At 42.4% G+C, this 13,202-nt stretch carries 11 protein-coding genes; 4 read left to right on the top strand and 7 right to left on the bottom strand.

Annotated features, from left to right (window positions below; genetic code table 11):
* The first annotated feature begins 407 nt into the window (after positions 1–407).
* Together P2W82_RS20915 and P2W82_RS20910 are read left to right on the top strand one after the other, a co-directional pair.
* Positions 408–2,792, top strand: a complete 2,385-nt coding sequence (locus P2W82_RS20915; RefSeq protein ID WP_336517891.1) for an ABC transporter permease — start codon at positions 408–410, stop codon at positions 2,790–2,792.
* 160 nt (positions 2,793–2,952) lie between these two features.
* Positions 2,953–5,316, top strand: coding sequence for an ABC transporter permease (locus P2W82_RS20910; RefSeq protein ID WP_336517890.1), 2,364 nt, complete (start codon positions 2,953–2,955; stop codon positions 5,314–5,316).
* A 10-nt stretch (positions 5,317–5,326) separates the two neighbouring features.
* Here P2W82_RS20910 and P2W82_RS20905 read toward each other — a convergent pair whose 3' ends face one another.
* The 6 genes from P2W82_RS20905 to P2W82_RS20880 all read right to left on the bottom strand — a co-directional run bounded on the left by P2W82_RS20905 (position 5,327) and on the right by P2W82_RS20880 (position 10,698).
* A complete protein-coding gene (locus P2W82_RS20905) occupies positions 5,327–5,941 on the bottom strand; it encodes an IMPACT family protein (RefSeq protein WP_336517889.1) in 615 nt (204 codons plus the stop codon).
* A 6-nt stretch (positions 5,942–5,947) separates the two neighbouring features.
* Positions 5,948–7,009 (bottom strand): bifunctional diaminohydroxyphosphoribosylaminopyrimidine deaminase/5-amino-6-(5-phosphoribosylamino)uracil reductase RibD, encoded by a 1,062-nt coding sequence (gene ribD, locus P2W82_RS20900; RefSeq protein ID WP_336517888.1) that lies wholly within the window; start codon positions 7,007–7,009, stop codon positions 5,948–5,950.
* A gap of 62 nt (positions 7,010–7,071) precedes the next feature.
* The gene (gene prmC / locus P2W82_RS20895) at positions 7,072–7,932 is read right to left on the bottom strand and encodes a peptide chain release factor N(5)-glutamine methyltransferase (RefSeq protein ID WP_336517887.1); all 861 of its coding nucleotides are present in this window, start codon (positions 7,930–7,932) and stop codon (positions 7,072–7,074) included.
* Between the two features lie 254 nt (positions 7,933–8,186).
* Complete coding sequence (locus tag P2W82_RS20890) at positions 8,187–8,585, bottom strand: ExbD/TolR family protein (RefSeq protein ID WP_336517886.1); 399 nt, start codon at positions 8,583–8,585, stop codon at positions 8,187–8,189.
* Between the two features lie 6 nt (positions 8,586–8,591).
* Positions 8,592–9,299, bottom strand: coding sequence for a MotA/TolQ/ExbB proton channel family protein (locus P2W82_RS20885; protein ID WP_336517885.1), 708 nt, complete (start codon positions 9,297–9,299; stop codon positions 8,592–8,594).
* Between the two features lie 463 nt (positions 9,300–9,762).
* Positions 9,763–10,698, bottom strand: coding sequence for an SPFH domain-containing protein (locus P2W82_RS20880; protein WP_336517884.1), 936 nt, complete (start codon positions 10,696–10,698; stop codon positions 9,763–9,765).
* Between the two features lie 146 nt (positions 10,699–10,844).
* On the opposite strand from P2W82_RS20880, the gene P2W82_RS20875 reads away from it, so the two are divergent.
* Complete coding sequence (locus tag P2W82_RS20875) at positions 10,845–11,210, top strand: hypothetical protein (RefSeq protein WP_336517883.1); 366 nt, start codon at positions 10,845–10,847, stop codon at positions 11,208–11,210.
* A 5-nt stretch (positions 11,211–11,215) separates the two neighbouring features.
* Here the strand turns inward: P2W82_RS20875 and pepT are convergent, their stop codons facing one another.
* Entirely contained in the window at positions 11,216–12,457 is a 1,242-nt protein-coding gene (gene pepT, locus P2W82_RS20870; RefSeq protein ID WP_336517882.1) for a peptidase T, read from the bottom strand.
* 100 nt (positions 12,458–12,557) lie between these two features.
* On the opposite strand from pepT, the gene P2W82_RS20865 reads away from it, so the two are divergent.
* A complete protein-coding gene (locus P2W82_RS20865; RefSeq protein ID WP_336517881.1) occupies positions 12,558–13,103 on the top strand; it encodes a hypothetical protein in 546 nt (181 codons plus the stop codon).
* The last annotated feature ends 99 nt before the right edge of the window (positions 13,104–13,202 follow it).

Below are 13,202 nucleotides of genomic sequence, written 5' to 3'. Positions count from 1 at the left end.
AACGTTGAACGTAGAACGTAACAGCCGACTGTTGAAAGTGGTAAAGTCTTTTTGTTTTCGTGGCACTTGATTGAGGCAGCATGCAACAGATCAGTACAATCACTTTTATAATTGACAAAAATCTTAATTCCGATAAAGTATAATGGGTTTAAATGGAGCATCATTTGTACTCGGGGTTCGTCCAAACCCTCTGATTTTTAAGAAACTCAACGAAAAAATACAGCGTGGCTAAAATTATCTGTTACTATACACTTGAAAATTTGCCGTTGAAAATCGTGCATGTAAATTTTCAAGTCATTTTGGACAACGACATTAGCGTCGTGCCAATAGTGTGACTGCCTGTTCCCTCCTAAGAACTAAGAACTATGAACTATGAACTATGAACTAACTAACAACCGACAACTAACATGATAAATAACTATTTCAAAACCCTCTTCAGAAACCTTGCACGTAACAAAGGTTATTCATTTCTCAACATCACTGGTCTGGCTGTGGGAATGGCAGCAGCGATGCTCATCCTTTTATGGATCCAGAACCAGTTGAGTATGGAACGTTTTCATGAAAAAGGTGATAGGATTTATGTAATGTACAATCGCGACACAGATCCGGAGGGAAACAAGTGGGCATGGAACAGCACGCCTAAAATTCTCGGACCAACACTAAAAGCGGATTATCCGGAAGTAGAAGATTTCACGCGCTTCAACAATATCACATTTCTGCTCACTTCAGGTGAGAAACGGATGAATAAAAGAGGAGCTTTCGCCGATAGCAGCTTTCTTAACATTTTCAGTTTCCCCTTACTTGAAGGTACAGTTGCTACCAGTTTGCAAAACAGCTACAGCATTGTGCTGACAGAAAAATTTGCTAAAGCACTGTTTGGGAATGAAAAGGCACTGGGAAAAACGATTCGCATTGATAGTGTAAACAACTGTACGGTAACGGCAGTGTTGAAAGATCTTCCCAACAATACATTATTTGAATTCGAATATCTTTTACCCTGGTCATACATGCGTAAACTCGATTGGGATGACAAGCATTGGGGAAATAATTCAGTAAGAACTTATACACTTCTCAAGCCAGGTGCTTCGCAAGCTAATTTTGATAAGAAAATCAGGACAATCACTATTGATCATTCAAAAGGCTCAGCTGACCAGGTGACAACAGAAGTATTCACACAACCTTTGAATAGGTATTATCTGTATGGACGATCTGAAGACGGCAGACTCACTGGCGGGCAGATAGAAACTGTACGCCTGTTTGGAATAATAGCTGCATTTATATTATTGATCGCCTGTATCAATTTTATGAACCTGAGTACGGCGCGCAGTGAAAAACGTGCGAAAGAAGTAGGCATCAGGAAAGTTGTTGGGGTAGGAAAGAAATCGCTGATTCTGCAATTCCTTACCGAAAGTATTATTCTGAGTTTCATTTCCTTTCTGTTGGCGCTGCTGATTGTTACGTTAAGCTTAAAAGGTTTCAATCAACTTGTCAATAAACAACTTTTCATTCCATTCACAAACCCGGTTTTCTGGTTTACCGTTGTATGTTTTATTGTATTTACCGGAATTGTTGCAGGAAGCTATCCGGCGTTCTATCTCTCTTCATTCAGACCGGTGGCTGTACTCAAAGGAACATTCAAAAAAGCGAACGCATTAATTGCTCCGCGTAAAATACTTGTTGCAGTACAATTTACTTTCGCCATTATCCTGATCATTTCTACCATGATTGTTGTGCGCCAGTTGCAATATGGATTAAACCGGCAGAGCGGATATGATCGAAATAATCTCGTGTATACGTTTACGCAAGGTGAAGTGGACAAACACTACCAGGCCATCAGGAATGAATTGCTTTCGAGTGGCACCGCCGTTTCAGTCACCAGGTCCTCAAACCCCATTACACAGCGTTGGAGCGATAGCTGGGGATTTGCCTGGGAAGGAAGTACAAAGGCTGATGAAAAAATTGATTTTATCCGGCTTGGCTCAGATGCTGAATTCACAAAAACAACAGGTGTGCAATTGCTTGATGGACGCGACATTGATGTATACAATTTCAAAACGGACAGTACTGCTGTACTGCTTAATGAGTCAGCAGTGAAAGCTATGCGTCTGAAAAAACCCATTGGTACCAACATTCATTATGTAGGCGACACAAATTATTACCATGTGATTGGCGTAATCAAAGATTTTGTTCTTGAGTCACCTTTCCAGGAAAAAATTAATCCTGTAATGGTGTTCGGACCTGGAATGGACTACGGGCAGGTGATACATGCGAAACTGAATCCTGCACGAGGGACTGCGACGAATTTAAAAAGTATGGAAGCCATTTTTACCAAATACAATCCGCAATACCCGTTTGAAGCAATATTCACAGACGAATCTTATGCACGTAAATTCCGTGATCAGCAGCAAACAAGTAAACTCGCTGCGCTGTTTGCCGGTCTTACGATATTCATCTCTTGTCTTGGACTATTCGGTCTCGCAGCATACATGGCTGAAAGCAGAACAAAAGAAGTCGGCGTAAGAAAAGTACTCGGTGCATCGGTTTTCAGTGTAACCAACTTATTGTCGAAAGATTTTCTGAAACTGGTACTGATTTCTTTTGTTATTGCATCACCTGTTACCTGGTACGCAATGAATAAATGGCTGCAGGGATATTCCTATCGCATCAGTATTGAATGGTGGGTTTTTGTACTTGCAGGAGTACTGGCAATTGTAATTGCGTTGCTGACTGTAAGTTTCCAGGCGGTTAAAGCAGCACTAGCCAATCCGGTGAGAAGTTTGCGGTCAGAATAACGTTGCAGGTTAAACGTAAAACGCATAACGTTTAAAGTTATCCTATGCGATTATAGAAAAAACATTAGAAAAAGTATCTGGCGAATTTATAATACTGATATATTAAACAAACTCTTACGTTTAACGGTATACGTTTTACGTTCAATGAAAAAAATGCTATATGCTGAGTAACTATTTGAAGATTGCCTGGAGAAGTCTCTTCCGCAACAAAGGATTTTCTGTAACAAATATCCTTGGTCTTACCATGGGTATCACGTGTACAATACTGATTTTTCTTTGGGTGAAAGATGAGTTGTCGTTTAATAAATTTCATAAAAATTACAACGATATCTTCCAGGTGATGGCGCATCGGAATTTCAACAACCAGATTTTTACAGATGAAAATATGGTGTTGCCGTTGGCGTCAACCATAAAAAAGGAAATCCCACAGCTGAAAAATGCAGTGGTCACCACACACAGGCAATCGCATTTACTTTCATATGGAGACAAACATCTAAAAAAAGAAGGCCATACAGTAAGTGATGGCTTCTTTGATATGTTTTCGTGGAAGTTTATTACAGGTAATCCGCAAACAGCGATACAGGATGCATACTCATTGATACTTACTGAATCAACTGCGAAATCGCTGTTTGGGAATACAGATCCTATAAACAAGATTGTAAGAATTGATAACGATTACGATGCCAGGGTAACTGCTGTTGTGGCCGATGTTCCCGGCAACTCAACTTTCCAGTTTGATTATATCAACACATTTAATTATGATGGAGATTACCTGCGCGGAGCAATGAACGAATGGGGAAGTTCGTCCTGGACGGTATTCATCCAGGCTGAACCTGGCGCCAACATAGCCGCGCTTGAAAAAAAGATCAATGAGATCAAATACAAACATAGTCCGAATGACGAAAAAGTCAGCAAGTACTTCGCGTTCCCGATAAGGCAGTGGCGTCTGGAAAATGAATTTAAAGATGGAAAGAATGCAGGGGGAATGATTGAATATGTGCGCATGTTCACCATCATTGCCTGCATCATCTTACTGATTGCCTGTATCAATTTCATGAACCTTTCCACTTCCCGCTCTGAAAAAAGAGCCCGCGAAGTGGGTGTTCGAAAGACCCTGGGGTCACCGAGAAAACAATTAGTGCTTCAGTTTTTTACAGAATCACTCATTCTTACTTTAATAGCGTTTGTTTTTTCTGTGCTTGTTGTTTATCTTCTTCTTCCGGCTTTCAATACGCTCGTGAATAAAAGACTTCAACTTGATTTTACTGCGCCTTCCTTCTGGATGGCATCAACGATAATTGTATTATTTACGGGTCTGGTTGCAGGAAGTTATCCATCGTTATATCTTTCCTCATTTAACCCGGTGAAAGTGCTGAAAGGGACATTTCTACCTGGCAAAGCAGCTGTACTACCCAGGAGAATTCTGGTGGTTGGTCAGTTTGTAATTTCAATACTACTGATATCCGCAACTATTGTTATCTACCAGCAGATACAACATATTCGCAATCGTGATATTGGTTACAATCCGAACAACCTGATCATGATTCCTTCAAGTGATGATATCAGCAGAAATTTCCCTGCAATCAAACGTGAATTGCTGGGTACTGGAATGGTTGAAGCTGCGACAAGATCATTATCCCCCATTACAGATATCTGGATGCGCAGTCCATCACCCGATTGGGACGGCAAACCTGAGAATGCCAATATCATTTTCGCCGGGGAAAGCAGCGATGTTGATTTCACAAAGACGATGGGAATAAAAATTATCGATGGAAAAGATTTTTCAGGAACACCTGTGGACTCAGCATCGATGTTATTAAACAAAGCCGCTGTCGACGTAATGGGTATAAAAAATCCCGTGGGTACGCAGTTACGCTACGGTGGGGACAGAGTATATACAGTAATAGGAGTAACTGAAAACTATGTCATGGGTTCACCATTTGAACCAGTTGATCCGATGATGGTTTTTTACAATCCCAACTGGGGAAACACAATTACGCTTCGTCTGAGAGATAATGCGCAACTGCAGAAAGCATTACCTGCCGTAGAAGCCATCTTCAAAAAATTCAACCCGGCAGAACCCTTTGAATATCGATTCGTAGACGAGGAATTCGCTAAGAAATTTTCTTCAGAAGAACTGATCAGTAAGCTCATCAATATTTTTGCCGGCCTGGCCATTTTCATCTGTTGCCTTGGTCTCGCAGGCCTCGCGTCATTCACCATCGAAAAACGCATTCGTGAAATTGGTATTCGCAAAGTCATCGGCGCAACTGTTCCGCAGCTGCTGATGTTAATTTCAAAAGAGTTCCTGAAACTGGTGATGATTGCTTTTGTAATTGCAGTACCGCTTACCTGGTGGCTGATGAGCAACTGGTTGCAGAAATATACTTTCAGAATTAATATCAGCGTATGGCTTTTTGGACTGGTTGGTGTGATGGTACTATTGCTGACATTAGTTGTTGTGAGCTTGAATACAATCAGGGCAGCAAGAGCAAAGCCGGTGGATAGTCTGAGAGCGGAATGAGGTTCAACGTTTAACGTTCCGCGTTTAACGTTAATCCTGGTATTTCCTTCATTTGCTTCAGAAAGTCCTTTTCGCTTTGAACGGCAATACCGACTTTGAATGAACAGAACAATTGCATTTCCTGTTGATGAATAGTGCAGCCAAATCTTTTTAAAATAATCATTACTTCATTCATTCGTGTGTAATCGAATTGAAGAGTGTAATTGATCTCAACGGATTTCCTTACCGAGGGGGTTACCTGGATGGCGAGAGAAGCTGCGGTTTTGTATGCATTGATGAGACCAGGAACGCCAAGCAAAGTGCCTCCGAAATAACGCACAACCACCACGAGTGTATCTTTTAATTCTTTGCTATCGATCTGGCCTAAAATCGGTCGGCCTGCAGAACCCGAAGGTTCGCCATCATCGCTGACCCGGTAATTGTTTCCATCGAGGCCAAGTCGATAGGCAAAACAGAAATGCGATGCCTTCGGATGCTCTTTTTTTAATCTTGCCAGTGCCTCTTTGAAATCAATAACCGTTTTTACCGGAAACGTATAACCGATAAACTTGCTCCCGCGATCTTCAAATACAGCGGATCCGGTGGATTCTATTGTAAAATAATGGGTAAGAACGGCCATGTTCATTCGTCACTAAAATTCAAAATGTTTTAGAGATCCGGCTGCTGCCAACGGATTACCCGGATTCAGAAAATAGTCAACCCGGTCTTCACCGAATTGTTCACTAAGTATATGTTTCCCATTGGCACCAAAAGGTGCTGCTATTCCTTCTCCAATAAATAAACCAGTGTTGGTGATCATGCGGATCTCATCCCAAAGATCTGTATCGAGAAAATGCTGAATAGTTTTCGATCCGCCTTCCACAAGAATACTTTGCAGCTTTCTCTCAAAAGCTGTTCTGCACACGGCATCAACAAAAGAATCTCCAATACCAACTTCTATCCATTCCGCACGAAAATTCTTATTTGATGAACCATTTGTAAAAACGATCGTATCACATTCTCCATCGAATACACGAAGATGGTCCGGAAGCCTTTTTTTCGGATCGATGATCATACGCACAGGATTTTTTCCCGGCCACAAACGCGTTGTCAGTTGCGGATCATCATGTAAAACGGTTTCAACACCAACAAGTATAGCCGCTTCTTCGGAACGCCATTTGTGCACCAGCCTGTTCGATGCCATTCCCGAAATATGCAAACGCTTTTCAGCACTTCCGATAAATCCGTCCGCAGTCTGTGCCCATTTCAGTATAATGTAAGGACGATGTTTCTTCTGAAATGAAACAAAGCGACGATTCAGAAATCCCGCCTCAGATTCAAGCACAGGAAATACAACTTCGATTCCCGCATTTTTTAGCTTTTCGATTCCGCGCCCATCAACTGACTCAAAAGGGTCACGCATGCCGATCACTACCCTTTTCACTCCTTCCCTGATGATCAGATCTGCGCATGGTGGCGTTTTTCCATAATGCGAACAGGGTTCCAGCGATACATATAAAGTTGAATCCGGAATGTATTTCCTGTTTTCCGAACCTACAGATTCAAAACAATTGACCTCCGCATGCGGACCGCCATAATTCTGATGATAACCCTCCCCAAGGATAATGTCATTATACACGAGTACAGCACCTACCATTGGGTTTGGTGCCACGGAACCTGCACCTGCAACGGCGAGTTGCAGACATCGGCTCATGTATTTCTCAACATCATTCACGGGATGCAAAGGAACGACTTAGGCGGCTAAATGCAAAGAAGCTATGGGTATTTCGCGCGGATCATTCGTTCATGACCCTGGAGATCTTTTCTGATCTCAACGTCAGTCAGTCCTTTCTTCTCAAGAAGTTTTTTTATTTCAGGAGCGTATTGCCAGTGTGTTTCAAAAAAGAGTAGGGAGCCGGGTACCGCATGTAAAAGAAAAAAGCCCGCAATGGCATCATAAAATTTCAACGGATTATCATCATCAACAAAAAGAGCAAGATGCGGCTCGTACTCAACGACGTGATCCTCCATCGCTGGTTTATCTGACAACGGAATATAGGGAGGATTGCTAACGACAAGATCAAAAATTTCACCTGTATATATGCTGCTGGCACCAGTTATATCCATTTGCTGCAACTGAACTGAAAGATTATTTTCTTCTGCATTTCGTGAGGCAACCTTTAGTGCTGATTCACTGATATCAATGGCAAAAACCTCAGCAGATGGAAAATTCTTTTTTATTCCGAGAGCAATGCAACCGCTTCCGGTACCGACATCGAGTACCCTGGGATGCTGCTTTGATTGCAACTTCAAACTGTCCACACTCCACTGGACAAGCTCTTCCGTCTCCGGCCTCGGGATCAATACATTTTCGTTCACATACAATTTCATTCCGCAAAACCATGCTTCATTCAATACATACTGCAAAGGCCGTTTCTGCAAAAGCTCATTAATGTATTTATCAAACAACAGCTGTTGCCGGGGATCAAATTCGATATAGGGATTCAGCACCTGTTCAGATTTTTTCTTACCCGTAATTTTCTCCATCACCAATGATGAAATGGCGAAAGCTTCTCTTTGATCGTAAATTGTCTGAAGATTTTTTTTTAGCAGTTGAGAAGCGGAGATGATCGTCATGAGTGAGTTGTCAGTTGAACAGCCCGTTGTTCGTTGTTCGTTGTTCGTTGTTCGTTGTTCGTTTGAACAGCCGAAGAAGTTCACTGTTCACAGTTCACAGAGGTTGCCATATTTCAACTTCCTGTTGTTACGAACAACCAGTTTGCGGTTTTCAGTTTTCAATTCACTATCCCGTGTCTGTTTCTATCCCTGTATTCTGCATTCCGTGTTCAGTATCCTCTTTTCTCTCCTGCCTCTTTACCGCTTACTCCTGCCTAATTGTTATCTACCGACAAAACCGTCCTCGCTCCCAGCTCGCGTGCGACGCGCATGACGGCTACCACATCATCAAGAGGTACAGTTTTATCCGCATTGATAACAACCGTAGGAATATCCGTTTTTTCTTTTTGAATCGCAGGCAATAATGCAGATCTCAATGAGTCAAGTGACACGCGCGTGGTGCCAACAAAATACTGCTGGTTCTGCGCAACAGATACAACAACGTTCTGCTTGGCCTTGGTATCGCTTTTACTTTTAGGTTGTGACAATTTAATCACATTCGGATTGGCCAGGGTGGACACGATCAGGAAAAACATGAGGAGGATGAACAGAATATCGTTCAACGCATCTGTAAATACCTCTGTTTCTCCCCGATGTTTTTTTCTTATCCTCATAGTGAATTATCGTGTTGGTTCCTGTAAAATATCCAGAAAATCTGCTGCAGCTACTTCCATTTTATTGGCTGTCTTGTCGATCTGCGTATGGAGATAGCTGTGTGCAAGAAATGCCAGCAAACCTATCAACAGACCGGAAATAGAAGTCACCAGTTTTACATACAAACCACCCGCGATTGTATTCAATACAAATTCTCCTGTAGTATTGATATCGAAGAAAAGTTGCATAAGTCCCGCGAGAGTACCGATAAAACCAAATATCGGTGCGGCACGTGCGATCACCGAGAGCACACTCAGGTTGCGCTCCAGGTTGTACATTTCCAGCTGGGCCACGTTTTCCATACTGCGTTCAATTGCATCTATCGGTTTGCCGATACGCTGAATACCTTTATCAATAATCCTGGCAACAGGGTGATTGGTATTTCGTGTTATCCCACGCGCAGCAGATATATTTCCATTTACGATATGATCCCTGATGATCATCATAAAATTCTGATCGATCTTACCTGCTTTCCTGATCGCGATGTTACGTTCGAAAAAGAAATAGATAACCGCAACCAGCATCAGCCCAAGAGGAATCATTAAAGGGCCACCTGATTTCAGGATATCCCACAAATGCATTTCTTTCGGAGGAGTTACCGCCTGCGCAGCATTGACTAAACTATCGGTTGCCTTGTTGGCTGTACTGATCACCTGCAAGAACCATCCTGGCATAATAAAAAATTTTTATCCGGATACAATGAATTGATGAACTACTGACTCGTCCTTAACGCTAAAGTTGCGCAAAGATGATTCAAAATTACTTGCGAAGCAGTATGGATTAACAATTTATATAGAGTTCATAGTTCATAGTTCATAGTTCATAGTTGATAGTTCATAGTTGATAGTTCATAGTTTGAACAGCCAGCCTGCTTGCGGGTAGGAAGGTTTTCCGTTTTAAGCATACAGTTGAGCAACGGCGGTAATTATGTAAAAAAGTTGTTAAGAATTGTCAGTTGATCGTTGATCGTTGTTCGTTGATCGTTGTTCGTTGATCGTTGTTCGTTGTTCGTTGTTCGTTATGACAGAAAGCTTCCTGTTCCACCAACAGCCGGCTGTTCCGCTTACCTGGCTGCCGGCAGACAGCTACTTACTTCTTACAACTTACTGGCTGTTCCTGTTGCCTCCTTACTATTGTCTATTTATCATTCAACTGCTCCGCCCGCATCAATCCGATGATCTGTTTCATTGTTTGCTGCATTCCACTGCTGCTACCATCGAGAAAAATCACATTGCCTTTTCCAACTTCTGCAAAATTTTTAATCGCTTCTGTCCACATAGAAAACAGGATCACATTGGTATCGAGATTTGCCTGTTTCAATTGTTCCGCTGCTTCGGTCATACCCTTCGCAACTTCCTGGCGGAACAATGCCACACCCTGCCCACGAAGTCTTGCAGCCTCGCGTTCTGCTTCCGCAGAAATTTTTATCGCATTACCTTCTGCTTCCGCTCCTTTTGTTTTTGTAATCAGCAAAGCCTGACCTTCATTTTCTGCTGCCGCTTTTAAGTTATGCGAAGCCACCACGCGACTCATACTATCCAGAATAACTTTATCGAAAGTAATATCGTTGATCTGCAGATCAATCAGGTGGTAACCCCAACCCTCCAGTGAAGCATCGATTTCGTCCTTAACGAAATTTACAATCTCCCTCCGCAAACTAAGGATTTCAGATTGCCTTTTTGTAGCAACGTACGCACGTATTGTTCCTTCGATGGTTCTGACAAGCGCCTGCATCAGGTCCTTCTCACTGAAAAATTTAAAAGCCACTTTTTTGATCGTCTCTTCGTCCTCATTCTGCACGGAGAATAGTAACATACTTTTAAAATAAACATTGGCCTGGTCCTGGGTGACAGCCTGAAATTCCAGTTCCACAGATTTATTCTGAATACTTACGCTTCTGGCAATTTTCTCCAGAAAAGGAATTTTGAAATTCAAACCTGGCCGGAGTATACGGCGGTATTTTCCAAACATAGTTACGACATCGACATAGCCCTGTTTTACAGTTCTGAGACCTGAAAGAACAGTGAGTACAATAAGGATGATGACAATCAATTGGACATTGATAAATTCCATATCACAAGTTTTCCCCAAGATAGGGTTTCCGTTATTTTTATATGGGAAACCATTTGATCAATCCGAAAAAAAGTTTTATCTTAAAATATCTTCGCAATCTGTAGCCTTTCGGGAAATTTCATTTTATCATCTCAAAATCTGATGTTATGACCAAAGGCAATAAAATCATCCTTGGGATCTTTACATTTCTCCCGTTCATCTTCATTTGTTTTTATTTTCTGAGTGTGGTACTGATGGTGAGAGATGCAATTATTTCCGATATCAGGGGTGACGAATTCCCTGTCGTCGGAGATGTGTTGAGTGTGGTGATAACGGCATTGGCATTGGGCCTGCTGAGCGTGGGTCTCCTGGTGTATTACATCATCCATGCATTGAATAATATGGAAATGGAAACGAATGAGAAGCTGATGTGGGTAGTCGCTTTCGTTCTGATCAATATCGTTGCATTTCCGGTGTACTGGTACCTTCGCATCTGGAAAAGACATGAAAATCTTACGATGGCCACAGCCTGAGAATGCTAGCTTTTTTCTGCCCAGATTTTTGATAATTCAATTACTGTTTCCACGGCTTTTTCCATGTCCTGCACGGAAACGTATTCCTGCAAGGAATGAAACGCCATTTCACCAGTGAAGATATTCGGACATGGAAGACCCATAAAGGATAGTCTTGACCCGTCAGTACCACCACGGACGCTCAGCTTACGTACAGGCATACCTGCCCGGGCGATAGCTTCCATTGCGAAAGCAGTAACGTTGGGATGCTGTTCAATAACATCCTTCATATTCCGGTATTGTTCTTTCACCACAACTCTGAAACTCGCGCCCGGATATTTTTCCACCACATGAGATGCAATCGTCTCAATGAGATTCTCATATACTTTCAGTTGAGATGCGGAAAAATCACGGATAATGAAATGAAGCGATGCTTCTTCAGCAGTTCCTTCCATGTGGACGGGATGTATAAATCCTTCACGCAATTCCGTAGTCTCAGGAGAAAGGCCAGTCTTTGGCAATTCATGAATGATCTCCCCGATTATTTTTACTGCATTCACCAGTTTGCCCTTTGCAAACCCCGGATGAGCACTGATGCCGTATACCGTCAGTATCAAAGCATCTGCCGAAAAAGTTTCATCTTCCAGAGAGCCGCGCTCACTGCCATCCAGTGTGTACGCATACTGCGCTCCCAGTTTCTGAAGATCCAGGTGCTCCACTCCGCGACCTACTTCTTCGTCAGGCGTAAATAAAATTTTGATGGCTCCATGTTCAATTGAATTGTCCGTGGCAAGTATTTCCGCAGCCTGCATAACGATAGCAACACCAGCTTTATCGTCAGCGCCAAGCAGCGTGGTCCCGCTGGCAGTGATAATGTCCTCGCCGATTTTTTCCTGCAGGTAAGGATGATCTTTTATGGATACCACTTGTCTTCGATCGTCAGGAAGAATGATATCAGAACCGTCCCAACGTTCATGCACAATCGGCCGGACATCAGTCCCGCTGCAATCAGGAGATGTATCCATATGTGCACAGAAACAGATCACCGGCACAGATTTATTTGTAGTAGAAGGAATCGTAGCGAATACATAACCCCAATTGTCCATATGCGCATCGGAAAGACCCATCTGCTGTAACTCATCAACCAGTACGCGACCGAGGTCTTTTTGTTTTTCAGTGGAAGGATAGGAACTGCTGTGAGGATCAGACTGCGTATCGATCTGCACGTATCTCAGAAATTTATCCTTTACTCCTGCAATTAAAGCCATAAAAAAATTTTCGCAATGATAAGAAGATTTGAAGTTGATAATCAAATCTCATTTATCGTACCTGTTAATTTGTTAACTTCTCATCATTAATAACTGCAATATGAAAAAATGGATCATCGGTGCTATTGTAGGTGGCATCATTAGTTTCGCATGGCAAACGATTTCATGGACGGTTGCCAATTTTCACGAAAGCGCTGTGGCATATACACCCAAACAAAAGGAAGTCATGGATTTTCTGAACACGCAATTTTCAGAAGATGGTGATTTCTACATGCCCAGCTTACCAAGGGAATCTTCACAGGAACAGTTCCAGGCACTGATGGACGAAAGCAAAGGAAAGCCCTGGGCAAAAGTCTCCTATCATAAATCGTATGATATGAACATGGGAGCGAACATCATTAAAGGTTTGCTTTCCTGCATTGTTTGCGCAGCATTACTGATCTGGATCTTTTCAAAAATGCAGAATCCTTCCTTCGGAACGATAGTGCTGTCATCCATTTTTATCGGGCTCATCGGGTTTTCCACTTTTGCGTTATCTACACATATCTGGTATGATTCAAGAGATATCGGTGCAAGTTTTGCGGATGGAATAATGATGTGGGGACTTTGCGGAGCCTGGCTGGGATGGTGGCTGAGGAGAAAGTGAGAGGTAAAAGGCAAAAGGTGAGAGGTAAGAAGTAAAAAGGTACGAAGGCCGAGTTGCGAAGGACGAATTGTACGATCAGGATGTTATTGAGGCAAGGCA

The sequence above is a fragment of the Pollutibacter soli genome, assembly GCA_029269725.1.
GTDB lineage: Bacteria > Bacteroidota > Bacteroidia > Chitinophagales > Chitinophagaceae > Pollutibacter > Pollutibacter soli.
Note: the sequence above shows the minus strand (reverse complement) of the source record. Positions and strands in the feature narration are given on the sequence as shown.